Source organism: Terrabacter sp. Root181, from assembly GCF_001428505.1.
Classification (GTDB): Bacteria; Actinomycetota; Actinomycetes; order Actinomycetales; family Dermatophilaceae; genus Terrabacter.
In genome coordinates, this window is the sequence record NZ_LMHU01000001.1 from 528295 (window position 1) to 554321 (window position 26027).

At 72.5% G+C, this 26027-nt stretch carries 20 protein-coding genes; 12 read left to right on the forward strand and 8 right to left on the reverse strand.

Annotation, left to right across the window (positions count from 1 at the left end; all coding sequences use genetic code 11):
- Positions 1 to 56 precede the first annotated feature (56 nt).
- Positions 57 to 617 carry a type 1 glutamine amidotransferase domain-containing protein gene (locus tag ASD90_RS02450; RefSeq protein WP_056754274.1) on the forward strand — a complete coding sequence of 187 codons (561 nt, stop codon included), beginning with the start codon at positions 57 to 59 and terminating at the stop codon, positions 615 to 617.
- Positions 618 to 635: 18 nt separating this feature from the next.
- On the opposite strand, the gene ASD90_RS02455 is transcribed toward ASD90_RS02450, so the two are convergent.
- A complete protein-coding gene (locus tag ASD90_RS02455) occupies positions 636 to 2216 on the reverse strand; it encodes an LLM class flavin-dependent oxidoreductase (protein WP_056751172.1) in 1581 nt (526 codons plus the stop codon).
- Between the two features lie 28 nt (positions 2217 to 2244).
- Between ASD90_RS02455 and ASD90_RS02460 the strand changes: the two genes are divergently transcribed.
- Together ASD90_RS02460 and ASD90_RS02465 are read left to right on the forward strand one after the other, a co-directional pair.
- Positions 2245 to 3570: a M20/M25/M40 family metallo-hydrolase gene (locus ASD90_RS02460; protein WP_056751174.1), complete on the forward strand. Its 1326-nt coding sequence runs from the start codon at positions 2245 to 2247 to the stop codon at positions 3568 to 3570.
- A 31-nt stretch (positions 3571 to 3601) separates the two neighbouring features.
- Positions 3602 to 5056 (forward strand): MFS transporter, encoded by a 1455-nt coding sequence (locus ASD90_RS02465; protein WP_056751178.1) that lies wholly within the window; start codon positions 3602 to 3604, stop codon positions 5054 to 5056.
- On the opposite strand, the gene ASD90_RS02470 is transcribed toward ASD90_RS02465, so the two are convergent.
- Together ASD90_RS02470 and ASD90_RS02475 are read right to left on the reverse strand one after the other, a co-directional pair.
- Complete coding sequence (locus ASD90_RS02470) at positions 5022 to 5732, reverse strand: GAF and ANTAR domain-containing protein (protein WP_056751185.1); 711 nt, start codon at positions 5730 to 5732, stop codon at positions 5022 to 5024. The two genes, ASD90_RS02465 and ASD90_RS02470, sit on opposite strands and share 35 nt — an antisense overlap.
- Positions 5729 to 6460, reverse strand: coding sequence for a GAF and ANTAR domain-containing protein (locus tag ASD90_RS02475; protein ID WP_056751187.1), 732 nt, complete (start codon positions 6458 to 6460; stop codon positions 5729 to 5731). The genes ASD90_RS02470 and ASD90_RS02475 overlap by 4 nt, the downstream gene beginning before the upstream one ends.
- Before the next feature lie 218 nt (positions 6461 to 6678).
- Between ASD90_RS02475 and ASD90_RS02480 the strand changes: the two genes are divergently transcribed.
- From ASD90_RS02480 to ASD90_RS02500, 4 genes are all read left to right on the forward strand, one after another.
- Positions 6679 to 7029 carry a TfoX/Sxy family protein gene (locus ASD90_RS02480; protein WP_056751191.1) on the forward strand — a complete coding sequence of 117 codons (351 nt, stop codon included), beginning with the start codon at positions 6679 to 6681 and terminating at the stop codon, positions 7027 to 7029.
- An 8-nt stretch (positions 7030 to 7037) separates the two neighbouring features.
- Positions 7038 to 7367 (forward strand): TfoX/Sxy family protein, encoded by a 330-nt coding sequence (locus tag ASD90_RS02485; protein WP_056751194.1) that lies wholly within the window; start codon positions 7038 to 7040, stop codon positions 7365 to 7367.
- A 2304-nt stretch (positions 7368 to 9671) separates the two neighbouring features.
- The gene (locus ASD90_RS02495; protein WP_056751199.1) at positions 9672 to 10361 is read left to right on the forward strand and encodes an esterase family protein; all 690 of its coding nucleotides are present in this window, start codon (positions 9672 to 9674) and stop codon (positions 10359 to 10361) included.
- Between the two features lie 72 nt (positions 10362 to 10433).
- Positions 10434 to 11729: a RimK family alpha-L-glutamate ligase gene (locus ASD90_RS02500; RefSeq protein ID WP_056751202.1), complete on the forward strand. Its 1296-nt coding sequence runs from the start codon at positions 10434 to 10436 to the stop codon at positions 11727 to 11729.
- 26 nt (positions 11730 to 11755) lie between these two features.
- On the opposite strand, the gene ASD90_RS02505 is transcribed toward ASD90_RS02500, so the two are convergent.
- Positions 11756 to 12394 carry a DUF1345 domain-containing protein gene (locus tag ASD90_RS02505; protein ID WP_056751206.1) on the reverse strand — a complete coding sequence of 213 codons (639 nt, stop codon included), beginning with the start codon at positions 12392 to 12394 and terminating at the stop codon, positions 11756 to 11758.
- Between the two features lie 145 nt (positions 12395 to 12539).
- Here ASD90_RS02505 and ASD90_RS02510 point away from each other — a divergent pair, with 145 nt between their 5' ends.
- Genes ASD90_RS02510 through ASD90_RS02520 form a run of 3 tightly spaced genes read left to right on the forward strand, consistent with a single transcriptional unit; the run spans position 12540 to position 15032 of the window.
- Positions 12540 to 13568 carry a diacylglycerol kinase family protein gene (locus ASD90_RS02510; protein WP_056751209.1) on the forward strand — a complete coding sequence of 343 codons (1029 nt, stop codon included), beginning with the start codon at positions 12540 to 12542 and terminating at the stop codon, positions 13566 to 13568.
- The gene (locus ASD90_RS02515) at positions 13561 to 14304 is read left to right on the forward strand and encodes a phosphatase PAP2 family protein (protein WP_056751212.1); all 744 of its coding nucleotides are present in this window, start codon (positions 13561 to 13563) and stop codon (positions 14302 to 14304) included. Before ASD90_RS02510 ends, ASD90_RS02515 begins: the two co-directional genes overlap by 8 nt.
- Positions 14301 to 15032: a phosphatase PAP2 family protein gene (locus tag ASD90_RS02520; RefSeq protein ID WP_056751216.1), complete on the forward strand. Its 732-nt coding sequence runs from the start codon at positions 14301 to 14303 to the stop codon at positions 15030 to 15032. Before ASD90_RS02515 ends, ASD90_RS02520 begins: the two co-directional genes overlap by 4 nt.
- Before the next feature lie 72 nt (positions 15033 to 15104).
- Here the strand turns inward: ASD90_RS02520 and ASD90_RS23305 are convergent, their stop codons facing one another.
- From ASD90_RS23305 to ASD90_RS02535, 4 genes are all read right to left on the reverse strand, one after another.
- Entirely contained in the window at positions 15105 to 15275 is a 171-nt protein-coding gene (locus ASD90_RS23305; RefSeq protein WP_157610968.1) for a hypothetical protein, read from the reverse strand.
- 164 nt (positions 15276 to 15439) lie between these two features.
- Positions 15440 to 16225 (reverse strand): DUF1206 domain-containing protein, encoded by a 786-nt coding sequence (locus tag ASD90_RS02525; RefSeq protein WP_056751217.1) that lies wholly within the window; start codon positions 16223 to 16225, stop codon positions 15440 to 15442.
- 308 nt (positions 16226 to 16533) lie between these two features.
- Positions 16534 to 17376 carry an acyl-CoA thioester hydrolase/BAAT C-terminal domain-containing protein gene (locus tag ASD90_RS02530; RefSeq protein ID WP_200958519.1) on the reverse strand — a complete coding sequence of 281 codons (843 nt, stop codon included), beginning with the start codon at positions 17374 to 17376 and terminating at the stop codon, positions 16534 to 16536.
- Positions 17377 to 17378: 2 nt separating this feature from the next.
- Positions 17379 to 19928 (reverse strand): RNA helicase, encoded by a 2550-nt coding sequence (locus ASD90_RS02535; protein ID WP_056751220.1) that lies wholly within the window; start codon positions 19926 to 19928, stop codon positions 17379 to 17381.
- A gap of 75 nt (positions 19929 to 20003) precedes the next feature.
- Here ASD90_RS02535 and ASD90_RS02540 point away from each other — a divergent pair, with 75 nt between their 5' ends.
- Both ASD90_RS02540 and ASD90_RS02545 read left to right on the forward strand, forming a co-directional pair.
- Positions 20004 to 20780, forward strand: a complete 777-nt coding sequence (locus tag ASD90_RS02540) for a GNAT family N-acetyltransferase (RefSeq protein WP_162260166.1) — start codon at positions 20004 to 20006, stop codon at positions 20778 to 20780.
- 229 nt (positions 20781 to 21009) lie between these two features.
- The gene (locus ASD90_RS02545) at positions 21010 to 25836 is read left to right on the forward strand and encodes an ATP-dependent helicase (protein ID WP_056751226.1); all 4827 of its coding nucleotides are present in this window, start codon (positions 21010 to 21012) and stop codon (positions 25834 to 25836) included.
- The last annotated feature ends 191 nt before the right edge of the window (positions 25837 to 26027 follow it).

The following is a 26027-nucleotide window of genomic DNA, read 5'->3' on the forward strand; positions in this document are numbered from 1 at the left end:
GTGGGTAGGAGCCGAGGGTGGCGGTCGACGTCACCCGAGACCAGAGGAGGGCCAACGTGGCCAAGCGAGTCGCATTTCTCGTCGCGAACGAGGGCATCGAGCAGGTCGAGCTGACCGAGCCGTGGAAGGCCGTCACCGACGCCGGGCACGAGGCCGTCGTCGTCAGCCCCGAGGCCGGCGAGGTGCAGATGTTCGACCACCTCGACAAGGCGGACACCCGGGCGGTCGACGTGACCGTGGCCGACGCGAGAGCCGAGGACTACGACGCGCTCGTGCTGCCCGGCGGCGTCGCCAACCCCGACAACCTGCGCACCCACGCCGATGCCGTCGCGCTCGTGCGTGACTTCGTCGCCTCGGGCCGTCCTGTCGCGGCGATCTGCCACGCCCCGTGGACCCTCATCGAGGCCGACGTCGTCTCGGGCCGCCGCCTCACGTCGTGGCCGAGCCTGAAGACCGACATCCGCAACGCCGGAGGTGAGTGGGTCGACGAGTCGCTCGTCGTCGACGGCAACCTCATCACGAGCCGCAACCCCGACGACCTGCCCGACTTCTGCGGCGCCGTCGTCGAGGCGCTCGAGCACGGCTCGGCCGCCGCCACGTCGGCGCCCTCCGCCTGAGACCGGCGGCCTGGCTCCTCAGCCGAACCCGTGGCGGGCGAGCGGATGGAGCAGCTCGCGCTCCTCGTAGGCGAGGTGTGACAGGAGCGTGTCGGTGAGCAGGTCGAGGGCGCGCTGGATCTCGTCCAGGGACTCCTGCCCGGCGCGGCCGTAGGCGTCGGCGCCCACGAGCCCGACGAGCGCGTCGTCGACCTGCTCGAGGACGTCGGCGATGACGTGGTGCTCCTCCTCGAGCCGGTCGATGACGGGTCCCAGGTCGGGCTGGGCGCCGCGCAGGTGGACGAAGATGCTGCGGTCCTCGAGGGTGTGGTGCCCGGTCACGAGACGGCAGTACGTCTCGCAGTAGGCGCCCAGGGTCCAGTTGTTCTGCCGCATCGCCATCGTGTTGATGACCGACCTGGCGGCCCCGGTCGACATCGAGCCGCGGCGCACCTGCCCCACGACGTCGCGCAGCTGGGCGAGCTCGCCGCGCAGGTGGTCGTGGACGTCGACGAGGTGCTGCGGCACGGCCTGCTCGGCGGGGGAGTATGCCGCGTCGTCGGGTTTCGTGGTCACCGGTCGGTCGTCCTCGCGCCACGGCAGGCCGGCGCTGAGCCGGGTGCCGTGGTCGGGGGTCGGGCGCACCTGGAGCGACTGCCGAGCGGACCCCTCCACCGGTGTCGAGGGAGATGTCCGGTGCGGCGCCGGGGGCTCGCCGGCTCGTCGGGCGCGCTCGTGGTCCACCGCCGCGCGGGCGGCCGGTGCGACCTCGTCGGCATAGCGGCGCACGACGTCGGGGTCGTCGGTGCCGAGGATGAAGGTGCTCATGCCCTCCGTCAACGCGAGCCCAGCCAGCTGTTCGGCCCAGTCGTCGGCCGTGCCGCGGAGGAAGCCGCTGCCGGTGCCGAACTGGCCGAAGACGTTGTACATCCGGCGGATGGACTGGGGCCCGCGCCCGGCCCGGTCGGCGGCCTCGTCGATGACGGCGTTCATCGCACCGAGCGCGTCGGGGTCGGCGTAGCCCATGCTCGGGAGCCAGCCGTCGGCGTGGCGGGCCGTGACCCGCAGCATGCGCGGCTTGTAGGCGCCGAGCCAGATCTCGACGTGGTGCAGGGGGAGGGGCCCGGCGTGCATCCCTGCGACGGCGTAGTGCTCGCCCTCGACCGTCACCGACCGCGCGCCGGGCCGGTCCGGGTCCTGCCCCCAGACGCCCCGGATGACACGGATCGCCTCGACGAGGGCGTCGACCGCCTCGCCGGGCGTGCGGCGCTCGCCGCCCGCGGCCACGATCGCGTCCCAGAAGGCACCGGTGCCCAGACCCAGCTCGGCGCGGCCGCCGCTGATGACGTCGAGGGTCGCGACCTGCTTGGCGAGGCCCACGGGTGGACGAAGAGGCAGGTTGGCCACGTTGGCCGCGACCCGGATCGCGTTGGTGCGAGAGGCGACCGCCGTCAGCAGGGTCGAGGTGTCGAGGTGCTTGGCGTTGTAGGGGTGGTCCTGGACGGTGAACACGTCGAGCCCGACGACGTCGGCGAGCTGCGCCAGCTCGAGTGTCTCGTGCACCCGTGACGCGTCGGGGCTCGCGAACACCCCGAACTGCAGATCGTGTCCGTAGTCCATGCGGTCAGCGTGGCATACGCTCCGGGGCATGAACGGGGACGACGCCGCCGTCGAGGCGCTGCGCGCGCTGATCCGCATCCCGACGGTCTCGGACTGGGACCCCGCGCGCGAGGACCGGACGACGTTCGAGGCACTCCTGGTCGAGCTGCGCGAGCGCTTCCCACGCCTGCACGCGGACTGCGAGGTCGAGCGCATCTGCGGCGACGCCCTGCTCGTGCGTTGGCCGGGCCGGACGCGCGAGGCGCCGGTCGTGCTCATGGCGCACCTCGACGTCGTGCCCGTCGACGACCCCGACGCGTGGACGCACCCGCCCTTCGCGGCCGACCTCGCCGACGGGCACGTCTGGGGCCGAGGGGCGCTCGACTGCAAGGGGTCTCTCGTGGCGACGTGCCGGGCGGTCGAGGACCTCATCGAGGAGGGCGTCACACCCGGTCGGGACGTGTGGCTCTCGTTCGGCTGCAACGAGGAGGTGTCCGGGCGCGCTGCGAAGGACGCCGTCGCGATCCTGCGCGAGCGGGGCGTCGAGCCGTGGTTCGTCATCGACGAGGGCGGCGCCATCGTGGAGGGCGCCCTCCCCGGGGTCGACGCACCCATGGCCGTCATCGGGGTCTCCGAGAAGGGCACCGTCGACGTCGACCTCACCGCCCGCGGCGATGGCGGCCACGCCTCCGCGCCGCGCCGGATGGGCGCCACGAGCAGGCTCGCGCGCGCGGTCCTGCGCCTGGAGCGCAAGCCCTTCCCGAGCCACCTGCCCGACGCCACCGTCGACATGCTCGAACGCGCCGGCGCCCATGCGCGTATGCCGTATGCCGCGGTCTTCGGCCACGCGCGCCGCCTACGCCCCGTGCTCTCCCGGGTCCTCCCACGGCTCGGTCACGAGACCGCGGCCCTGACGCGCACGACGGTGGCCGTCACCCAGCTCTCGGGGTCTGCGGGCGCGAACGTCATCGCCGCGACCGCGCGCGCCCACGTCAACATGCGGGTCATGGTCGGGGAGACCGTCGACGGGGCCGTCGAGCGGATCCGCCGCACCGTCAAGGACCCCCACGTCGAGGTGACGCTGGTCAGCGGCGACGAACCGAGCCCGGTGTCGCCGACGGACGACACGGCATACGCCCTCTTGGAGTCGACGGTGGGAGACGTCTTCCCGGGGACCGTCGCGGTGCCGTACGTCATGCTCGCGGCCACGGACTCGCGCCACTTCCACCGCCTGTGGCCGCGCGTCTACCGGTTCACGCCGTTCCGGATGACCGACGCGCAGCGCGCCTCGATCCACGGCGTCGACGAGCGCATCGGCGTGACCGACCTCCACGACGGCGTCGCGTGGTACCGCCGCCTCATCGAACAGCTCTAGTCGAAGCAGCCTGAGAGAGAACAGGATCCGCATGTCAGACAGCACGGCCGTCTCTGACGCCGCCCGGGCCGTGGCCCGCAGCCCGATCACCAAGGTCGTCGGCTTCCTCATCTGCGTCGAGCTCGCGAGCGGCGTGCTGCAGGGCTACTACACCCCGATCTTCACCGACATCGCGCGCCACCTGTCGATCAAGGACGCGGACGTCAACTGGTTCGAGGCCGCCCAGCTCATCGTGTCCGCGCTCGTGGTCCCGCTCCTGGCGCGGCTCGGAGACCTCATCGGACACCGCAAGGTGCTCCTGCTGTCGACGGTCGTCACGGCGCTCGCGTCGTGGGGTGTGGCGTTCGCCCCGACCTTCGGTCTCTTCCTCGTCGCGTGGGCGATCCAGGGCTTCTACGTCGTGTGGCTGCCGATGGAGGTTGCGATCATCCACCGCCGCACCGGCGGCTCCGAGCGGCGCGTCCGCGGTGCGGCCGGCCTGCTCGTCGCGGGACTCGAGCTCGGCGTCATCGCGGGTGCGCTGACCAGCGGTGCCCTCGCCGAGTCGCTCGGCATGACGGCCCTGCTTGCGCTGCCGGCCGTCGTCGTCACGCTGGCCCTCGTCGCGATCTGGTTCGGGGTCGAGGAGTCGCCGGTGCTCGCGCACGGCTCGGTCGACTGGCGCGGCTTCTGGCTTGTCACGCTCGCACTCGGGCTCGTCATGGGCGGTCTCGTCATGCTGCGCGTCGTCGGCCCGGGCAGCCCGTGGCCGTGGGCGCTCGTCGTGGCGGGCCTCGCCGCGCTCGTGCCGTTCGCGCGCGCCGAGCTCGCGCACCCGGAGCCGCTCGTGGACCTGCGCATCCTCGGGGCGCGGGGCCAGTGGCCGGTCCAGGCGACGGCCTTCCTCTTCGGGGTCTCGGTCCTGGGTGCCCAGATCCCGCTGTCCACCTTCGCGCGCACGGACCCGGCCGTCACGGGCTACGGCCTCGGCGCGTCGGCCGGCAAGGTGTCGATCATCATCGGCGGCTACGTGCTGTCGCTCGCCGTCGGCGCCCTGCTGCTCCACCTGCTCGCGCACCGGACCGGGACGCGCGTGGCGATGGTCGTGGCGGCCGTGCTCGTCGCGGCGGGCTACCTGCTCTTCCTGCCGTTCCACGACACCCTCGCCCAGACGATGACGAACATGGTCATTGCCGGCCTGGGGTCGGGCGCCCTCGTCGCGGGCCTGCCGACGGCCGCCGCGGCCCAGGCGCCACCGACCCACACCGGCCTGACGACGGGCATGACCAACACGACGAAGACGATCGGCGGGGCCTTCGCCTCGAGCGTCTTCGCCATCGCCCTCGCCTCGACGGGCACGGTCGACGCGGAGGCGACGGCGCACGCGTCGCTCTCCGGCTACCTGACGGTGTGGGCGATCTGCGGTGTCACGGCGCTCGTCGCCGCGGTCTTCCTGGCGGTCGTCCGACCGGTCAGCTCCCGGTCCGCTGTCGCTGTGCCCGGGTGAGCACGTCCTGGGCCACCTGGGTCACGGACGTCGCACGCTGCACGGCCTCGGTGACGAGCAGCTCGTAGGCGGTCGCCGTGTCGACGCCCTGCAGGTGGGCGAGGGCCCCCTTGGCCTGCTCGATGACGACACGACCGAGGAGCGCCTCACGGAGGGACTCGGTGATCTGGCGCTGGTCGATCGACTGGGTCTGCAGGATGACGATGGTCGACATGTCGGTGAACGCCTGCGCCATCTCGCGCTGGGACTCGTCGAGGGCGGCGTCGCTCTGCGTGAAGATGTTGAGCGCGCCGAGGGCCCGCCCGTGCCACACCAAGGGAAAGGCGTGCACGGCGCCGAAGCCGGCGCGCACGATCGCCTCGCCGGAGACCGGCCAGCGGAGCTGGATCACGCTGGCGCCGAGGGCGACCACCGGCGATGCCGAGCGGTAGCACTCGACACAGGGCCCCTCGTCCTGGCCCACCTGGAGGGCCTCGAGCTCGGCGACCCGGTGCGACGTGGAGACGAGGAGCTCGAGCGTGTCGTCGGGCGCCTGCACGATGAGCCCCATCGCGTCGACGCCGAGCGAGGACGAGCCGTCGCGCAACAGGCGCGTCAGCAGGTCTGTGACGTCGTGTCGGTCGACCATGGCGGCCGTCGCCTCGGCGAGGACCTGGCTGGTCGGTTTCGGGTTCATGCGGGGTCCTTCGTCGTCGGGCCCGCGTCGGAGAAGTCGAGAGCACGGTCGAGCACGAGCGCTGCGATCGCCTCCACGTCCGTGTCCTGCGAATAGGCGTGGGCCCGGATCACCGCCATGGCGTCCACCGGGCTGATCCCCAGCTGCGCGACGACCATCCCGACGGCCTGGTGCACCTGCTGGCGCACGACCCACGGGCCGACGTCGTCGGTGAGCAGCGCGTCGTGACCGAGCAGCGCGGCGCCGACGGCGTCCGCGAGGAACTGGGCGAGGACGGGGTCGCCGCCGATGGCCTCGGGTGACTCGTCGTAGACCATGACGACGCCGAGGGCGCGGTCATCGGGTCGCATCGGTGCGGCGCAGACCCAGAGCTCGCCGAGCTCCTGACGCGCGGTCGACGAGAAGTGCTCCCACGGCGTGGGGTGGCGCAGGTCGGCCGTCACGACGCGCCGCGAGGTGAAGGCGTCCCAGCCGGGGCCCTCGCCGAGCACCTCCTGCAGGCCGTCGAGGCGTGCGACCGTCGGGTCCGTCGCGCAGAGCGTCAGGCGGTCGGGCTGGTGGTAGCCCAGGGTGATGGCGGCCCCGGCGCCGCCGAAGACGTCGACGAAGGCGTTGCACAGGCGAGCGGGCAGGGGGAGGCGGTCGACGTCGCGCGCGATGCCACGGGTCAGGGCCGCGAGGATGGCGGCACGGTGCCGCGGGTCCGGGCCGAGACCGTCATTCGTCATGCGACTCCGGCCTGGCTGGACCGGACTCCGTGGCGTGGGCGGGCGTGTCACGCACGGTGAGACGCTCCTCTGAGGGGGTGGCGGTCCGGCTCGTGCCGGACCACCCTTCGACTCTACGCCGCGACGGTGACCCGGCCGGGCCCGCCCGGCGCCGCCCAGCCCGCCCAGCCCCGCCCGGCCGGTGGTCAACGCGACGGGCGCGGTGGTGTCATGGAGCCATGGACATGCCCAAGCACAGCGACGAGGCCAAGGCCCACTTCCGCTCCCTCGTGACGGCCGCGCCCGGGGTGGAGGTCAAGCCGATGTTCGGCAGCCTCGGCGCCTTCGTCAACGGCAACATGTTCGCCGGGCTCTTCGGACCGAACGTCGGGGTCAGGCTCGACGAGGCGGGGCTGGCCGAGCTGCGGGCGATGCCGGGCAGTGGACCTTTCGGGCCCGAGGGCCGACCGATGGGGGGCTACCTGTCGCTCCCCGCCGACCTCACCGACGAGGACCAGTCGACGTGGGTCGACCGCGCCCGCGACCACGTCGCGACCCTCCCGCCCAAGGTGAAGAAGCCGAAGAAGTAGCGGACGAGATGGCCACGCCCACCACCGAACCGAGTGGGCCCGCTGACCTGCGGGCCCTGCTCCGCGACGAGCCCGGGGTGGAGCTGCGCCCGATGTTCGGCACCCTCGCCGCGCTCGTGGACGGGCACGTCTTCGCCGTGGCGATGGACGACGTGGTCGGGGTCAAGCTCGGCCCCGATGCGCTCAGCGAGCTCGCCGCCGCGCCGGGCTCGGGCGTCGTGAGGATGGGCGACCGGCAGATGAAGGCCTACCGCAGCCTCCCCGCCGGCATGCCGTCCGCCGAGCGCCGCGCGTGGTTGCTGCGGGCACGTGAGCACGTCGCGAGCCTGCACGCCTGACAAGACCACGCGGCGCGCTCAGAAGGGTGGTGGGTCGTCCTCGGATCGGGTGAGCCCTGCTGGTGTGGCGGTTCGCTCGGGCGGCAGGTGTGGGTGTGGGTGTGGCTGTCGTGGTGGGTGTGGTGGTGGGGGCTCGAGGCCGTCGCGCCAGTTCTTGGGGTGGGTGGTGTGGGTGCGGCCGGTGAGGGTGGTCCATTCGAGGCCGTCATCGAGACTGTCGTCCGGGCCGTCGTCGGGGACTGGTCGGGAGGTCCAGATGCCGTCGGTCTTGGTGTTGTGGTGCCAGCGGTGTTTGGCGTGGAGGTTGCCGACCGCTGTCTCNGTTCTTGGGGTGGGTGGTGTGGGTGCGGCCGGTGAGGGTGGTCCATTCGAGGCCGTCATCGAGACTGTCGTCCGGGCCGTCGTCGGGGACTGGTCGGGAGGTCCAGATGCCGTCGGTCTTGGTGTTGTGGTGCCAGCGGTGTTTGGCGTGGAGGTTGCCGACCGCTGTCTCGCCGCGCGGCCACGGTGTCTCGTGGTCGAGGTCGCAGCGGGTGGCGGGGACCTGGCAGCCGGGTCCGCGGCAGACCCCGTCGACGGCCTGGACGTGTTCGACCATGGCTCGGGTGGGCCGGTACGCCGTGGTGGGGCGGGTGAGGGCGTGGCCGGTGCGCAGGTCGACGGGCAAGGTGCGCCAGACCGATCCGGGGCGGGTGATGATCTCGCGGGCGTGGGCGGCGGTGACCCAGCCGTGGCCGGGGAGCTCGCAGGCGGTGTCGCGCTCGCCGATCGCGACCTCGAAGGGTCGACGAACCCAGCGCGCTGGTAGAGCCCGATCNGGGCAAGGTGCGCCAGACCGATCCGGGGCGGGTGATGATCTCGCGGGCGTGGGCGGCGGTGACCCAGCCGTGGCCGGGGAGCTCGCAGGCGGTGTCGCGCTCGCCGATCGCGACCTCGAAGGGCACGACGATCCACGCCAGCGCCGCCGCCCCGCCGGACACCGCGCCGGACACCGCGCCGGACACCGCGCCGGACACCGCGCCGGGCGCCGCGCCTGATGCGGCACCCGGCGCCGGAGCGGGGACGTCCCCAGTTGTGGCTCCGGGGTGGCTGGTGGCGTGCAGGAGGGCGTGGGTGGCGAGGTCGGCGCGGAGCTGGTCGAGGGTGCGGGGGTCCCCGGCCCCGCGCCGGCCACGGGCGTGCGTGTCGAGGCGGTCCAGGACCGCGGCGATCGTGGCGGCGTCGGTGGTGACGGTGAGACAGCCCATCCCGTCCTGCGTGAGGCGGCCGAAGACCCCGCGCCGGGACCGGGCGTGCGCGTGCCGCTCCTGGCTGCCGCGGGCGTCGACCGACGCGACCGCCCGCCGCAGCCGCGCGGTGAACGTCCGCTGCGGCACGGGCTGCCCGTCGCGGGACGGGGCGAGCACGGCCTCGGCGACGGTGGTCACGTCCGGATCGGGCAGCTGGGCGGTCTCGGATGCGACCTGCAGCGCACGGTGCAGCGAGGTCGCCCCGGCGCGCAGCGCGCCCAGGACGACCCGGTGCCGACGCGGCGCGGTCGCCAGGGACAGGCGGCGGGCGACCTCGCCGGTGCCGACCCCGGTCGCGAGGGCGATCTCCTCGGTCACGACTCGGTCCGGGCAGACCCGCGCGGACACCCGGGCGACGGCGCCGGCGGGGAGGGCGTCGATCTGCTGGGCCTCGATGGTGCGCAGCGCGCCGTAGGCGGCGAGCAGGTCGGCCTCGAGGCGCGCCTTGGCGACCTCGAGCGCCTCGATCTGGGCCAGCACCCGCTCACCCGCACGCGCGAGCCCCTCCAGGGCCGTCGCCGCCTCCGCCCGCCCGCCGTCGGTCGCCGTCACGGGATCGACTCCACGCCCTCGCCCTCGCCCATGCGCTGGCCGCGACGTGGGCTCGACCGTCGATGTCACCGATGACGTCGCACTCGTCATCCCCGTGGTCGTCGTGGCCGCAGCGTCGACGCGCAGCCGGGTCAGGACCGGCTCAAGCGACCGAACGAGAAGCTCATGGCCGGTCGACCACGCCATCCGGTGAACCGGCCACGGCCCTCTCGCGGGCGCGCCGAGCGGCCCGTTCGACGGCGTGGCGTACGGCACGGCGCTCTCCTCCCCTGTGGTGTGTCCAACACCTCAAGTAGAACAGGTGTTCGACTGCTTTGCACGAGGTGGACGCCATCTGTGGACAACGAATCTGACTGTGCTGCAACCTGTCTCGCGCCGCCATTACTCCATCATCGATGCGAGCAAGTGCGCATCCGCCCCGCCGAACCCCTAGGGTCGGCGGATGGCGAGAACGAGACTGACCGTGACCGACACACCGGTCGGGGACGTCGAGACCGTCGTCGTCTCCCCGGTGGGCACCCGTCGATCCGACCCGCTCCCGCTGCTCGTCGCGCACGACGGACCGGCGTACTCCCGTCGCGCGCACCTGCCCTCGCGGTTGCGCGCGGCCACTGCCGAGGGTCGCGTCCCGCCGACCCGCGTCGTCCTGCTCGAACCCGGTCCCCGCAACGAGCGGTATGCCGCCAACCCGCTCTGGGCCGAGGCGCTCACCGCGCACGTGCTCCCGACGGTGCGGACGGCATACGCCATCGACGGGAGTCCGACCCTCATGGGAGCGAGCCTCGGAGCGCTCGCCTCGCTCCAGGCCGAGTGGTGCCACCCGGGGACGGTCGGGGCCCTCTTCCTCCAGTCGGGGTCCTTCTTCCGCAAGCGCGTCGACGACGAGGAGGACTTCGAGTTCTGGGACCGCGTCACGGCGTTCGTCACCCGGGTGCGTCGGGCGCGCCGGCCGCACACCGACGCCCGCATCGTCCTCACGCGCGGCGCCGACGAGGGCAACCTCGCCAACAACCGCCAGATGGCGCAGTCGCTCGCCGCCAGCGGTCACGACGTGTCGTTCACCGAGCTGCCGGGGCGACACGACTGGCGCTCGTGGGAGGCGGCGTTCGACCCCTACCTGCTCGACCTTCTCGCCCGAGCGGGCACCCGCTGACCGGCGACAGATCCCGCCGTTCCTGCAAGGATCGCAGTCGATGACCCGACCCACGACGGTAGGAGCAGCACGATGACCGACACCGCACAGCAGGACTCGTCCGCCTCGTCGAGCACCTCGTCGACCAGGACGCATCTCGTCGGCCTCCTGCTCGGTGCCGAGGAGGACTGGCCCACGGCGTTCGAGGAGCTGCTCGCGCTCGTCGGACCGATCACGACCGACGACGGCGTCACCCACGAGCTGACGAGCGAGCGCCTCACCATCGAGCCGTTCGACCTGCGCCAGCCGGTGCGCACCGAGCTCGTCATCGACCGCCTCGCCTACTGGTACTACCACCCGCGCGAGTGGCTCAAGAAGGCCGCGCTCATGGACGACACCTACCTGCTCAACAGCCCGTTCACCTTCCAGTCCATGGAGAAGCACAGCGCGTACGTCGCTCTGATGCGCCTGGGGCTCAAGGTCCCCGAGACGTGGCTGGTGCCCTACAAGCACCCCGTCGACAACGTCCGGTGGGCCTACACCTCCGCGAAGTACAACCGTCCCTTCGACCTCAAGGCGATCGCCAACCGGCTCGGCTACCCGATGTACATGAAGCCGTTCGACGGTGGTGGCTGGCGCGGCGTCTCCCGGATCAACGACGAGAGCGACCTCGTCAAGGCCTACGACGAGTCCGGCGAGATGCTCATGCACCTGCAGTCGACCATCGAGTACGACCACTTCGCGCGGGCCCTGTCGATCGGTCCCGAGACGATGGTCATGGACTTCCGTCCCGAGCAGCCGATGCACAACCGGTATGCCGTGAGCTACGACTTCCTCCAGCCCTCGGCGGGCAAGCAGGCAGCCGCGATCAGCCGCATCGTCAACGCGATGTTCGGCTGGGAGTTCAACTCGTGCGAGATGCTCGTCAAGGGTGACGACGTCTACCCGATCGACTACGCCAACGCCTGTCCCGACGTCGCCGTCACGTCGTTGCACTACTACTTCCCGTGGGCCATCAAGGCGCTCGTGCGGTGGTCGACCTTCTGCGTCATCACCGGCCGCCGTGGCCCGATGGACCTCGAGATGCGCCGCTACTTCGACGTCGCCGACCGCGACGACCTCACCGACGCGCAGAAGCTCGACGAGTTCCTCGCGATCGCCGACGAGTACTTCGACACGGCCGCCTACTGGGCGTGGTGCGAGCGCTACCTGCCGCACCTCGACGCCGCGGTGCTCGAGTGGGTGCAGTCCGACGTCTTCACCAACCTGCTCCGCTCGACCGTCGTCACGACCTACCCGGCCCACGAGCGGGACCGGTTCATGGCGCACTTCGGCGGTCTCATCGGCCTGTGGGTCAAGGACGAGAAGGTGCGGCTCGGGATCGCCTAGGGCTCCCGGGGCTCTCAGGGGCCGGCCTAGCGGAGGGAGCCGCCGATGCCGGCGACGAGGTTGATCGTCGAGGCGATGACGATGGTGCCGTAGAGGTAGGCGAGGAGCGTGTGGCCGAGCACGACCCGGCGCACGGCGGAGCTCTTGAGGTCGGTGTCCGAGACCTGGTAGGCCATGCCGAGGTTGAAGGAGAAGTAGGCGAAGTCCGCGAACGTCGGGTCCTCGTCCTGGTTGAAGTCGATGGGTGGACGCGGACTCGCGTAGTAGACGCGGGCGTAGCGCAGCACGTAGACGGTGTGGACGCAGAGCCAGCCGACCGCGACCGCGCCGACCCCGACGAGCGCGTCGACGACCTCGGCCCCGCCGAGGGCGCGCCCGCCGACGAGGAGGATGGTCACGCCGGCGAGGCTGGCCAGCCCGACGAGGATGACGACCACGTCGTACCACGCGGCGTCGCCGTCGCGGCCCTGCACCTTCTCCCGCGTCGCGGGGGCGTCGTGGCCGAGGATGTGGACGAGCAGCGGCACGGCGAAGGCGAGCCCGGCGACGACGAAACCGGCGAGCCCGTGCACGAGGGCACCGTGCGCGGGTCCCAGCGGCACGAGGACACCGGCGAGCACCCCGACGACGACCGCGAGGGCCAGGCGACGTCGGATGGTGGGCACCTTCGGAGGCTACCGCCGGAGGCGACCCGGCGGCTGGACGCCGGCTGGAGGTGCGCTGGTGGTCGGCTGGGTGCCGGGTCGGGTATGTCTACGACTGGCCCGCTCGACGGCCGCCCCCTCCCGCCCCGAGCCCTAGGATCCGCACATGTCAGACACCCCCAGCGCTCGACGCAGCCTCACCGTCGTCTACAACCCGGTCAAGGTCGACGACCTCGTCGCTGCCCAGGAGCTCGTCGCCAAGGCCGCGGCCCGGCACGGCTGGGAGGACCCCGCGTGGATCGAGACGACCGAGGACGAGACCGGCGAGAAGCAGGGCCGTGAGGCCGTGCGTGCCGGGTCCGACGTCGTGGCCTCGCTCGGGGGCGACGGCACGGTCCGCGCGGTGGCCTCGGCACTCGTCGGCACCGATGTCGCCCTCGGCCTGCTGCCGGGCGGCACGGGCAACCTCCTCGCCCGCAACCTCGGCCTGCCCGTCGACTCCCTCGAGGACGCCGTCGAGGCGATGCTCGGCGGCACCGACCGCCGCATCGACGTCGGCCTGATGCGCGTGGCCGACCAGCCGATCCAGCCGCGCGAGAGCCACGGCACCCACGACGGCGGCCCGCAGGTCGACGACGACGAGGAGGTCTTCCTCGTCATGGCCGGCCTCGGCCTCGACGGCCAGGTCATGGCCGGCACCAACGAGAAGGTCAAGGCCGCGGTCGGCTGGGTCGCCTACGTCTTCAGTGCGCTGCGCCAGGTCTTCAGCCGCGGCTTCCGCGTCGACGTCGCCTCGAAGGGCGGCTCCGGCGTGACGGGCGAGAGCGGCGACCACGAGCGCGACCACGACGAGCCGAGCGGGTCGGTGAGCCGGCACGCGCGCACCGTCGTCGTCGGCAACTGCGGCACCCTGCAGGGCGGCATCGAGCTGATGCCCGAGGCGAAGATCGACGACGGCATCCTCGACGCCGTCGTCGTCGCCCCCAAGGGTGCGCTGGGCTGGATCTCCGTGCTCTCCGACGTCGTGACCCGTCACCGGGCCGGCCACGGACGTCTCGACCGCCTCCGGGGCCGTGAGCTCACCGTCACCGCGGGCCGCCCGGTCGAGGCGGAGATCGACGGCGACCCGATCGGCGAGCACGTCTCGCTGGGCATCCGCATCCTCCCCGACTCCCTGGTGGTCCGGGTTGGCTGAGCGACGTCCTCACGGCCGGCGACCCGAGGGTCGCGGCCGCCGCCTGCTCAAGGCCGTCGGTTTCGGGCTCGCGTTCGCGGTGCCCGTCACGGCCCTCGCGTTCGTCGTCCGCGAGAAGTTCCTCCCCGTCATCGAGCTCGACGGGCGGCTCATCGTCGCCGCGACGGACATCACCCGCGACAACCCGTGGCTCAAGACCGTCCTGCTCGTCTGGCAGGAGGCCACCCAGCCGAAGTGGGTCTACATCATCGCCTCGGGCGTGTGCCTCGTCGTCTGGCGCCGGCACCGCGAGCTCGCCACCCGGTGCCTCTGGGCGTTCCTCACGATGATGGTCGCCTGGAACCTCCAGCTCGTCCTCAAGGAGGTCGTCCGCCGGGCCCGCCCGGTCGTCAGCGACCCCGTCTCGCACGCCCCTGGCTACAGCTTCCCGTCCGGTCACGTCGCCAACGCCGCGGCGATCGCGACCGTCATGACGCTGCTGCTCTGGCCGGTGCTGTCGCCCGTGGCGCGTCGGTGGCTGGTGGCCGGCCTGACGGCATACGTCGTCCTCACGGCCCTCGACCGCGTCTTCCTCGGCGTGCACTACCCCTCAGACGTCCTGGCCGGTGTCCTCTTCGGCATCGGCCTGGGTACGGCGTCCTACGTCGGCTACCTCGGGTGGAACCCCCAGGGCCTGGACGAGACCCCTCCGCCGGAGGGGGACGTCGGGCCCGAGTCATCGAAAGGCAGCACGTGAACCACACCTTCATCCACCGATACGAGATCGACTCGTCGCGACCGACCGTGGGGTCGGCGCTGCGTGACGTGGCCCTGCGGGTGCTCGCCCCGGCCATCGTCCTCTTCGGGCTCATCGTCGGCCTGGGCCTGCTGATCATGGGGCCACTCGACAACCTCCCCTGGGAGGACGACCTCAGCAAGTCCGTCGCGGCAGGGCGCACCGAGATGATGAACTCCGTCACCGCGGTCTGGTCGCACATCGGCAACACCGAGATCGTCATCGGTGTCTGCGTGATCGTCGTGGCCCTGGTGTGGTGGCGCACCAAGCAGTGGTGGTATGCCGTCATCCCCGCCATCGCGATCGCCACCCAGGCGAGCGTGTTCGTCGCCGCCACGACCCTCACCGACCGCAAGCGGCCGGCGGTCGAGCACCTCGACCCGGCGCCCCCGACGTCGAGCTACCCCAGTGGTCACATGGGCGCCGCGACGGCGCTCTACCTGACCTTCGCGATGATGGCCCAGCGCATCGAGACGGTGTGGCTGCGCCGCCTCGTCACCGTGGTGTGCGCGATCGTGCCGCTCCTCGTCGGCTACGCCCGCCTCTACCGCGGCATGCACCACCTCGTCGACATCCTCGTCGGGCTGGTCAACGGCGTCATCTGCGCGCTGCTGGCGTGGAACTACCTGCGCCGCCGGACCAGTGGTGACCGGGCGACCTCCGCGGTGCGCGAGGCCGTCTCGCGCTGACGCGTCAGCCCCCGCAGAGACGGCGATGGCCGGAAACCCGGACGGGTTTCCGGCCATCGCCGTTCTCGTGGCTCACCCGGGGGACACCTGCGAACGGCGCGTGCGCCACCCGAGGATGAGGATCATGCCGCGGCGCGGCGTCGACTGCGGGTCGACGACGGGTCGCTGTGCGCGTCGGGTCCGGCGACCGAGGTCGGCGGTGCGCTGACGGGCGATGGCCTCGTTCAGGTATGTCGTGTTCATGGTGCCCTCCTGCACTCGTGATGCGTGCTCACACAGAGCAGGAGAGGGCCGCCGTGATGCAGGCGGACCGAGAACGGCCCCGAGTGCCCGGAAATGTCCGGGTGCTCGGGGCCGTGGGAGTTCTGGCGTCGGGGCCAGGGAGGTGGCTCAGACGTCGATCGTGCTCAGACGTCGGCGTGCCGGGCGCGGCCGAAGGAGTAGACGCCGAAGGCGATGAGGCCGAGCGCGACGAGGGCGAGCAGCACCGGTCCGCCGGGGGCGCCGAGCAGGTTGCGCAGCGCACCGTCCAGTCCCTGGGCTTCGCTGGGCTTGTGCCGCACGGCCGCCAGGACGAAGAGGCCGCCGACGATGGCGAGGGCGATGCCCTTGGCGATGTAGCCGATGCGGCCGGCCTTGACGATCCACTCGCTCGGGTGGGTCTCGAGGTCCTCGAGGAACTTCTTCCTCCAGCCCTTGACGACGTGGTAGACGCCGACGCCGATGATGGCGAGGCCCACGGCCGCGACGAGCCACTGGCCGGCCGGCTTCGACATGAGCGTCGCCGTGAAGTCGGTCGACTGCTTCTTGCTCGACGAGCCGCCGCCGCTCGCGAAGCGGAACGCCGTCCACGACAGGAGGAGGTAGACGATCGCCTTGGTGACGGCCTTGACCTTGTCGCTCGTCTCGCGGCCGCCCGAGATGGCCTCGGTGACCTGCCAGACGGCGAGGCCGAGCCAGGCGATGACGGCGATCCAGAGGGTGACCAGGCCGAGGGGGTTCTCAGCCATCGACCCGAGCGCGCCGGACTGGTCGGCACTGGCGCCCTTGGCGCCGAAGGCGAGTCGCAGGGCGATGGCGCCGATGATGATGTGCAGCACGCCGTTGACGGCGTAGCCGATGCGCGCTGCCGTCTCGAGCGCCGGGTGGTCACCCGCGCGCTGTGATGCGGCCTTGACGTCTGTGGAGTCCATTCACGTGATCCTGTCGGTAGAGGGGTCCCCGATGGGCCACTGGGGAACATACCCACGTGGGGTCGGAAACTGGCACCTCGGCCGCAGGCTCTTCTGGACGGCGCAGGCGGGCGCGCTCCGCGCGGCGTCGGAGGTCGGCCTCGCGCTGGGCGAGGAGGGCACTGACGATGTAGGAGGAGAGCATGGTGTGGATCCTTCGAGGTCGGTTCGTGCTGACCTCTCCAGCGTCGTTCTGAGGCGTGCCCGGCCACATCGGGAGATCGGCGTATGCCGGCCGGGCGGGTGCCTCAGATCCGTGACCTCCCGCGTCACTGCAGGTCGAGCACGCGCCGGATCTCGGGCCAGGCCCGCTCGCCGAGCTCGCGGTCGGCCACCTCGGTGCCGCCGCGCGCCATCTGCTGGCCGCCGGCCGCGACGGGTTCGCCGGGCAGGATGACGCGGTGTCCGGCGTCCGGGTGGGTGACGAGTGTCGTCGGCAGGTCGAGGGCTTTCCTCCGGGCCTGCACAGCCCTCGCGAAGGTCACCGACGGCCAGACCTGGTCGTCGCCCCCGGCCACGAGCAGCACGTCGCCGAAGAAGCGCTCGACCGGGATCGTGGCGGCCGCGACCCGGTCGCCCGCGGAGCGCAGGCTCTGGGCGTAGACGGGGGTGAACGCGGGCGGGTCGCCGAGCGGGTCGGCGTCGTCGTCGTACGGCACGAAGGGGAGCGGCGCCCCGCCTCGGGACCACGACGAGTGCTGCGGGCGCAGCTCGCCGTCGGGCCCGGCACCGACGTTGGCCCACACGACGTGGCTCGGCGCGAGCGCGACGACGGCGTCCACGGCGGGGTCGTCGGCGGCATACGCCAGGAAGGCCTCGGCCGTCTTCGAGGCGCCCACCAGCACCACACGGTCGCATCGCGCGACGAGCGTCGCGACGGCGGGGGCGAAGGCCTCGAGGGGGTACTCCCAGATGGCGGCCGGCCGGCCGTCGCCACCGAACCAGCGGTAGGTCAGGGCTGCGGAGACGCCGGCTCCGGCGAGCACGCGCGCACGGTCGAGCTCGACGCGGCCGCTCGAACCGGACAGCACGAGCACGCCCGTGCCGTTGCCGCCGTCTGCTGCCTCGACGAGGACGCCCTCGTGGTCGGCGGGGTGCTCGCGCAGGGCCATCGTCAGCCTCCGAGCCGTTCGAAGCCGGTGACGGTGAGGACCGCGGCGCCGACGTCGTCGCTCGCCGCGAGGTCGATGACCGCCGTGATGCCCCAGTCCTTGTCGTCATCAGGGTCGACGACGACCTGGCGCAGCCGCCACTCGGTCGGGGTCCGCTCGACCTGGAGCAGCGCGGGTGAGCGGGCCCCCTGGTCGGTCGCGATGGCGTCGTGGTCGTCGTAGTAGGCGCCGAGGGCGTCGTTCCACGCCTGGGCGTCCATGAGCACCTTCTGCGGCGGGTCGGTGAGCTCGGCGACGCGGGACTCGAGCTCGCCGAGGGCCTCCCACTCGTCCCGCGAGGCCAGCTCGACCCGGTGGAACATCGCGTTGCGGATCATGACGGTGAAGGCGCGCTCGTTGGCGGTGATCGGCCGGGCCGGCGGGGCGACGTCGGTCTGCGCGAGCACGGCGTCGCTCGGGTTGACGAGGTCCTCCCACTCGTCGAGCAGGCTCGAGTCGGTCTGCCGGACGAGCTCGCCGAGCCACTCGATGATGTCCTCGAGCTCCTCGGTGCGGTGGCTCTCGGGGACCGTGCGGCGCAGGGCTCGGTAGGCGTCGGTGAGGTAGCGCAGGACGAGCCCCTCGGACCGGGACAGGCCGTAGTAGGAGACGAACTCGTTGAACGTCATGCCGCGCTCGTACATCTCGCGCACGACGGACTTCGGCGAGAGGGCGTCCTGGGAGATCCAGGGGTGGCTCTGGCGGTAGGCCGTCAGCGTCACCTCGAGGAGGTCGGCGAGCGGCTTGGGCCACGTGACCTCCTCGAGCCGCTCCATCCGCTCCTCGTACTCGATGCCGTCGAGCTTCATGGCGGCGACGGCCTCGCCCCGTGCCTTGAACTCCTGGGCCCAGAGCACCTGGCGCGGGTCCTCGAGGATGGCCTCGATGACCGAGACGAGGTCCTTGGCGTAGGCGTCGCTCTCGGGGTCGAGGGTGTCCATGACGGCGAGTGCGAAGGGGGCGAGCGGCTGGTTGAGCGCGAAGTCGCGCTGGAGGTCGATCGTCAGCGCGTGCCGACGGCCGGACGCCTCGACGGTCGCGAGGCGCTCGACGACGCCGGAGGTGAGCAGCTCCTTGGCGAGCACGAGCGCGTGCCGCTGGAGGCGTCGCTGGTCCTTGACCTCGTGGTGGTTGTCGGAGAGCAGCCGCGCCGCGTGGGCGACCGGGTTGCCCTCGCGGGCGAGGATGTTGACGAGCATCGAGTGCGAGACGCGCAGGCGGGGCTGGAGCGGCTCGGGCTCGGCGACGATGAGCCGCTCGAAGGTCTCCTCGGACCAGTTGACGAAGCCGTCGGGGGCCTTCTTGCGCTGGATCTTCTTCTGCTTCTTGGGGTCGTCGCCCGCCTTCTCGACGGCACGGAGGTTCTCGACGACGTGGTCCGGTGCCTGCGCGACGACCCAGCCGCGGGCGTCGAACCCCGCCCGTCCGGCGCGGCCGACGATCTGGTGGAACTCGCGGGCCTTGAGCAGGCGCTGCTTCGTGCCGTCGTACTTCGTCAGTCCGGTCAGCAGCACGGTGCGGATCGGGACGTTGATGCCGACGCCGAGCGTGTCGGTGCCGCAGATGACCTTGAGCAGGCCGTCCTGCGCGAGCTGCTCGACGAGGCGCCGGTACTTCGGCAGCATGCCCGCGTGGTGCACGCCGATGCCGTGCCGCACGAGCCGCGAGAGCGTGCGGCCGAACCCGGCCCCGAAGCGGAAGCTGCCGATGCGCTCGGCGATCGCCTCGCGCTCCTCGCGGGTCGTGATCTTGACGGCCATGAGGCTCTGGGCGCGCTCGAGGGCGGCCGCCTGCGTGAAGTGGACGACGTAGACCGGTGCACGGTCCTTCTCGAGGAGCTCCTCGATGGTCTCGTGGAGGGGCGTCACGGCATACGAGAACTCGAGGGGAACGGGGCGCTCGGTGCCGGTGATGACGGCCGTGGAGCGGCCGGTGCGCCGGGTCAGGTCGTCCGTGAACATCGTGACGTCACCGAGCGTGGCCGACATGAGGACGAACTGCGCCTGCGGCAGCTCGATGATGGGCACCTGCCACGCCCAGCCGCGGTCGGGCTCGGAGTAGAAGTGGAACTCGTCCATGACGACGAGACCCACGTCAGCCGAGCTGCCCTCTCGCAGAGCGAGGTTCGCGAGGATCTCGGCGGTGCAGCAGATGATCGGGGCGTCGGCGTTGACCGATGCGTCGCCGGTGATCATGCCGACGTTGTCGGCGCCGAACTGCTCGCAGAGGGCGAAGAACTTCTCGGAGACGAGCGCCTTGATGGGTGCCGTGTAGAAGGAGACGCGGTCCTCGGCGAGGGCGGTGAGATGGGCGGCCGTCGCGACGAGCGACTTCCCCGAGCCGGTCGGCGTCGACAGGATGAGGTTGCTGCCGCTGAGGATCTCGAGGAACGCCTCCTCCTGGTGCGGGTAGAGGGTCAGGCCGCGTTCGGTCGTCCACTCGGTGAAGACCTCGTAGAGGCCGTCGGGATCGGGATCCCGCGGGATGCGCTCGCTGAGGTTCTTCGTCACCACGTGAGTATGCCGCCGGGCCGGGACGTGTGCCGAATCGCCGGCACGCAGCGGGCCGGTGGTGTCAGAGTGGGACTCGTGCATGCGGAGGCCAGCGCAGTCGTCGAGCCCTTCATAGGCGGGATGCGCCTGCTCGCGACCGGGGTCCCCGGCGGCTACCAGAAGGTCGGACGCGGTGTGGTCCTCAACGTCATCGGGCTGCCCTCGGCGTCGACGAACACCATTCACGTGCTCAGCCCGGACGCCGAGCGCGACGACGCGGAGGCGTATGCCGACGAGCTCGCCGGTGCGGGCCTGCCCTTCGTCGTCCGCGAGCGTCCAGGTGCGCCGTCCTGGGTGGGAGACCTCGCCGCCCAGCGTGGCCTGGGCAGGCGAGCGGACTTCCCGATCATGGTGATGGACGAGCCCACGATCCTGACCCTGACGGCTGGGCCCCGGGCGGACGTCGACTCCATCGTGGAGCTGGACGGCGACGCCCTCGACCTGCTGCCTCGGGTGGCGGAGGCGTTCGCCCTCGGGAACGAGCTGCCGCGAGGCGTCTACGACGCCCTCGTGGGCCGCCGCATGGTCGAGCAGCCGGGCGTGGCGGTCTATGCATCGTTGGCCGGTGGTGCCGTCACCTCGGTCGGCATCCGGCTGCAGGTGCCTGGAGCCGTGGGAGTCTTCGGGATCGCGACGCCTCCCGAGCATCGCCGTCGTGGCCTCGGGCGAGCCGTCACCGCGCGAATCCTGGCCGACGGGGTTCGAGAGGGCGCCACCATGGCGTTCCTCGGTGCGTCGCCGATGGGCTTCGGCATCTACCAGCGGCTCGGCTTTCGTGTGGCGGAGCGGTGGATCTTCCATCTCCCCGGCTGACGTCCGGCTGGTCAGGTATCGCGGTCGGACCGAACGCGCAACGGCTACAAGGACAGCACCGACGCGACGCAGGTCTGGTCGGGCCACGACCTCCTCGCCCTCGGCAACCCGCGTTGGGTCGGGGGCATGGGCGTCTGGACGACCGCCTGCTTCTGCGGCCCCGGCGGCGCCGAGGTCATCAACGGCGGCGGGCGTTGTGGTGTCGGCGGGGGATGGCAGGCTGGGCCCGATGGCCAAGGGCAAGCGAGCCGACGTGCTCGACCGTTTCTCTCCGGCGACCGCCGAGTGGTTCCGGAGCAGCTTCAGCGCGCCCACGACGGCCCAGACGGGGGCGTGGGACGCGATCAGCTCCGGCCACCACACGGTCGTCGTCGCGCCCACCGGCTCGGGCAAGACGCTCTCGGCCTTCCTCTGGGCCATCGACCGGATGGCGAGCGTTCCGGTGCCCGAGGAGAAGCTCGAGCGGTGCCGGGTGCTCTACGTCTCGCCCATGAAGGCCCTCGCCGTCGACGTCGAGCGCAACCTGCGCGCCCCGCTCGTCGGCATCGGGCACGCGGCCACCCGGCTCGAGCTGGCTCCGCCCGACATCAGCGTCAGCGTCCGCTCGGGCGACACCCCCGCCAACGAGCGCCGTGCCTTCGCGCGCACGCCCACCGACATCCTCATCACGACGCCCGAGTCACTGTTCCTCATGCTCACCTCGTCGGTGCGCGAGGCGCTCCGGGGCGTCGAGACGGTCATCATCGACGAGGTCCACGCCGTCGCCGGCACCAAGCGCGGCGCCCACCTCGCCCTCAGCCTCGAGCGGCTCGACGCCATCCTGCCGAAGCCGGCCCAGCGCGTCGGGCTGTCCGCGACGGTGCGCCCCGTCGAGGAGGTCGCGCGCTACCTCGCCGGCGGCCGCCCGGTCGAGATCGTGCAGCCGGTGTCGACCAAGCAGTGGGACCTCGAGGTCGTCGTGCCCGTCCCCGACATGGGCGAGCTGTCCGGCTCGGCCGCCGAGATCTCGCCGGGCGTGCCCGACCTCTCGGGACCGGCCGCGGGACAGGCCCCGCAGGCGAGCATCTGGCCGCACGTCGAGGAGCGCATCGTCGACCTCATCGCCGAGCACCGCTCGACCATCGTCTTCGCCAACTCGCGGCGCCTCGCCGAGCGGCTCACCTCGCGCCTCAACGAGATCTGGGAGGAGCGGCTCGCCGAGCAGGAGGGCCTCCCCGTCCCCAGCCTCGCGGCCCTCTCGACGCGTCCACCGGCCCAGGTCATGGCCCAGGCGGGAGTGTCCCGGGGCGCGCCGGCCGTGATCGCCCGCGCCCACCACGGCTCGGTGAGCAAGGAGCACCGCGCCACCATCGAGGAGGACCTCAAGGCCGGTCGTCTGCCCGCCGTCGTCGCGACGAGCAGCCTCGAGCTCGGCATCGACATGGGCGCCGTCGACCTCGTCATCCAGGTCGAGAGCCCGCCGTCGGTGGCGAGCGGGCTGCAGCGCGTCGGCCGCGCCGGGCACCAGGTCGGCGCCGTGAGCCAGGGCGTGATGTTCCCGAAGTTCCGCGGTGACCTCGTGCAGACCGCCGTCGTCGTCGAGCGCATGCGCGCCGGCGCCATCGAGTCGCTGCGCGTCCCGGCCAACCCCGTCGACGTGCTCGCGCAGCAGGTCGTCGCCATGTGCGCCATGGACGACTGGAGCGTCGCCGACGTCGAGGCGCTGGTCCACCGGACCGCGAGCTTCGCCTCGCTCCCGCGCTCGGTGCTCGAGGCCACGCTCGACATGCTCGCGGGCCGCTACCCCTCCGACGAGTTCGCCGAGCTGCGCCCGCGCATCGTCTGGGACCGCGTCACCGACACGCTCTCCGGCCGACGGGGTGCCCAGCGTCTGGCCGTGACGAGTGGCGGCACCATCCCCGACCGCGGGTTGTATGCCGTGTTCCTCGCCTCCGGGGAGGGGCCCGGTCGCCGGGTCGGCGAGCTCGACGAGGAGATGGTCTACGAGTCGCGCGTCGGCGACGTCTTCACCCTCGGCACCTCGACGTGGCGCATCGAGGACATCACGCACGACCGCGTCCTCGTCACTCCCGCTCCGGGCCAGGCGGGCAAGCTGCCCTTCTGGAAGGGCGACCAGCAGGGCCGGCCCGCCGAGCTCGGCCGGGCGCTCGGGGGCTTCGTGCGCGAGATCGTCGGCCTCAGCCCCGAGCGGGCCCGGGCGCGCGTCACGGCGGCAGGCCTCGACGAGTGGGCTGCCGACAACCTCATCGGCTACCTCACCGAGCAGAAGGAGGCGACGCGGCACGTCCCCGACGACCGGACCATCGTCGTCGAGCGCTTCCGCGACGAGATCGGCGACTGGCGCGTCGCGGTGCTCTCGCCCTTCGGTGGCCAGGTGCACGCGCCGTGGGCGCTCTGCGTCGCGGCGCGCATGCGCGAGAGGTTCGGCATCGACGTCCAGGCGATGCACGGCGACGACGGCATCGTCTTCCGGCTGCCCGACCTCGAGTTCGAGGACGGCGCGGCCGTCGGCCAGCAGCTCGTCGAGCTCGTCACCCTCGATCCCGAGGAGGTCAGCGAGCTCGTCACGCAGGAGATCGGCGGATCAGCCCTGTTCGCAGCGCGGTTCAGGGAGTGCGCGGCCCGGGCGCTCCTGCTGCCACGCCGCCGCCCCGACAAGCGGCAGCCCCTGTGGCAGCAGCGCCAGCGCGCCGCGCAGCTGCTGTCGGTGGCGAGCCAGTACCCCAGCTTCCCCATCGTGCTCGAGGCCGTCCGCGAGTGCGTCCAGGACGTCTTCGACGTGCCGGGCCTCGTCGAGCTCATGGGCGACATCCGCTCGCGCGCCGTCAAGGTCGTCGACGTCGAGTCGAGCCAGCCGAGCCCCTTCGCGAAGTCGCTGGTCTTCGGCTACGTCGCCCAGTACCTCTACGAGGGCGACTCGCCGCTCGCCGAGCGCCGGGCGGCGGCGCTCGCGCTCGACCCGTCGCTGCTGTCCGAGCTGCTCGGCCAGGGCGAGGCGCTCGCCCTGCGCGACCTGCTCGACCCCGAGGCGGTCGCCCGCACCGAGGCCGAGCTCCAGCGGCTGACGCCCGAGCGGGGTGCCCGTGACGCCGAGGACGTCGCCGACCTGCTCCGGGTGCTCGGCCCCCTCTCGGTGCGTGACGTCGTCGCCCGCGCGGCTGAGGGCTTCGAGCCGGCGGCCGTCGAGTCGGCTCTCACCGAGCTCGAGGCGGCCCGCCGGGTCATCGCCGTGCGCGTCGGCAGCGAGGACCGCTGGGCCGCCATCGAGGACGCCGCCCGCCTGCGCGACGCCCTCGGCACCGCGCTGCCCGTCGGCGTTCCGCAGGCCTTCCTCGAGCCGGTGCCCGACCCGCTCGCCGACCTCGTCGCGCGCTTCGCCCGCACGCACGGACCCTTCGCCGTCCAGACCGTCGCGTCCTGGTGGGGCGTCGGGCCGGCCGTCGTCCACGACGCGCTGCGCCGGCTCGTCTCGGCCGGCCGGGTCGTCGAGGGCGAGCTGCTCCCCACCGAGAACGGCGGCGGCCACGGCCCCGAGTTCTGCGACGCCGAGGTGCTGCGCCTGCTCCGGCGCCGGTCGCTGGCCGCGCTGCGGCACGAGGTCGAGCCCGTCGCGCAGCCCGACCTCGCGCGCTTCCTCCCGCAGTGGCAGGGAGTCGGCGGCGGACTGCGTGGCCGCGAGGGTCTCCTCCGCGCCGTCGAGCAGCTGACCGGTGCGGTCGTCCCGGCGAGTGCGGTCGAGTCGCTCGTCCTCCCGGCGCGCGTGGCCGACTACCGACCGGCCCTGCTCGACGAGGTGATGAGCTCGGGCGAGGTGGTCTGGCGCGGGCACGGCTCGCTGCCGGGCGACGACGGGTGGGTCAGCCTGCACCTGGCAGACGCCGCGCACCTCACGCTGACCCCGCCCGAGCTCGTCGAGCTGACCGACGACGAGCAGGCCGTGCTCGACGCGCTCGAGGGCGGCGGCGCGTACTTCTTCCGCGCCCTCTCGACCCGCGTGGGTCTCGGTGATCGCGAGCTCAACGACGCGTTGTGGTCGCTGCTGTGGTCGGGCCGCGTCACCAACGACACCATCGCCCCGCTGCGTGCCCTCCTCGCCGGCGGCCGCACCGCCCACAAGCGCACCGCCTCCGGTCCGCGCTCGACGAGGTATGCCGGCCGGCGCGGTTCGCTGGGCCGGTTCGGCTCCCTGCGTGGTCCCCTGGCCGGCACGAGCCCGGCCCGGGTCGAGGCCGCCGAGGGCGCGGCGACGTCCAAGGCGCTGGCCGCGGGTCGGGCGGTCGGGTCCGGGCCCTCCACCGGCGTCGGCCGATGGACCGTGCTCCCGCCCGCCGAGTCCGACCCGACGGTGCGAGCCGTCACCAACGCCGAGCTGCTCCTCGACCGCTACGGCGTCCTCACGCGCGGGTCGGTCGTCACCGAGGACGTGCCCGGCGGCTTCGCGGCCGTCTACCGCGTGCTCGCCGCGGCAGAGGAGGCCGGCAAGGTGCGGCGCGGCTACTTCGTCGAGGGCCTCGGCGCCTCGCAGTTCGCCTCGACCGGTGCCGTCGACCGGCTCCGGTCCATGTCGCGCCTGCCGGGCGCGGGGGCTGACGCCCCGGAGCGCTCCGGACCGCCGGCGCTCGTCCTCGCCGCGAGCGATCCCGCCAACCCCTACGGCGCCGCCATCGGATGGCCCGAGCGCGGCCTCACCGACGCCGCCGACGAGCCGGCGACCGATGCGGACGCCGGTGACGAGGCGGGGGCCCGGACGCCGCCGCGTCGCAAGGGCCACCAGCCCGGGCGCAAGGCCGGGGCTCTCGTCGTCCTCGTCGACGGCGAGCTCGTGCTCTACGTCGAGCGCGGCGGCAAGACGATGCTCTGCTGGTCCCACGACCCCGAGCCGCTCCAGGCTGCCGCCGACGCGCTGGCGCTCGCCGTCCGGGAGGGCGCGCTCGGGCGCCTCACCGTCGAGAAGGCCGACGGCGCCTCGGTGCTCGGCTCGGACCACCCGCTCGTGCGGGCCCTGTCGCAGGCCGGCTTCCACCTGACACCGCGGGGCCTGCGCCTGCGCCGCTGACCGGTCGAACGGCGCCTCGAACGGCGACTCGCGCTGCGACGCGAAATGCGGCGATCGTGCTGGTACGACGGGGAATCCGACGTGAGTTGAGTCATGCTGCCCCCAGCATCCTGCCGATTCGCCGGTTCGCAAGCCCTTCCGGTGCGACGCTGGCGGGAAGGGGACAGGGAGTCCCCCGACGGTCGCCGAGC

Bases quoted from the DNA above. Each gene is read 5' to 3' on its own strand.
- ASD90_RS02470 (WP_056751185.1), bottom strand. From the start codon at position 5,732: ATGAACCCGAAACCGACCAGCCAGGTCCTCGCCGAGGCGACGGCCGCC.
- ASD90_RS02510 (WP_056751209.1), top strand. From the start codon at position 12,540: ATGTCAGACACCCCCAGCGCTCGACGCAGCCTCACCGTCGTCTACAAC.
- ASD90_RS02455 (WP_056751172.1), bottom strand. From the start codon at position 2,216: ATGGACTACGGACACGATCTGCAGTTCGGGGTGTTCGCGAGCCCCGAC.
- ASD90_RS02545 (WP_056751226.1), top strand. From the start codon at position 21,010: ATGGCCAAGGGCAAGCGAGCCGACGTGCTCGACCGTTTCTCTCCGGCG.
- ASD90_RS02485 (WP_056751194.1), top strand. From the start codon at position 7,038: ATGGCCACGCCCACCACCGAACCGAGTGGGCCCGCTGACCTGCGGGCC.
- ASD90_RS02530 (WP_200958519.1), bottom strand. From the start codon at position 17,376: ATGGCCCTGCGCGAGCACCCCGCCGACCACGAGGGCGTCCTCGTCGAG.
- ASD90_RS02525 (WP_056751217.1), bottom strand. From the start codon at position 16,225: ATGGACTCCACAGACGTCAAGGCCGCATCACAGCGCGCGGGTGACCAC.
- ASD90_RS23305 (WP_157610968.1), bottom strand. From the start codon at position 15,275: ATGAACACGACATACCTGAACGAGGCCATCGCCCGTCAGCGCACCGCC.
- ASD90_RS02475 (WP_056751187.1), bottom strand. From the start codon at position 6,460: ATGACGAATGACGGTCTCGGCCCGGACCCGCGGCACCGTGCCGCCATC.
- ASD90_RS02500 (WP_056751202.1), top strand. From the start codon at position 10,434: ATGACCGACACCGCACAGCAGGACTCGTCCGCCTCGTCGAGCACCTCG.
- ASD90_RS02465 (WP_056751178.1), top strand. From the start codon at position 3,602: ATGTCAGACAGCACGGCCGTCTCTGACGCCGCCCGGGCCGTGGCCCGC.
- ASD90_RS02460 (WP_056751174.1), top strand. From the start codon at position 2,245: ATGAACGGGGACGACGCCGCCGTCGAGGCGCTGCGCGCGCTGATCCGC.
- ASD90_RS02480 (WP_056751191.1), top strand. From the start codon at position 6,679: ATGGACATGCCCAAGCACAGCGACGAGGCCAAGGCCCACTTCCGCTCC.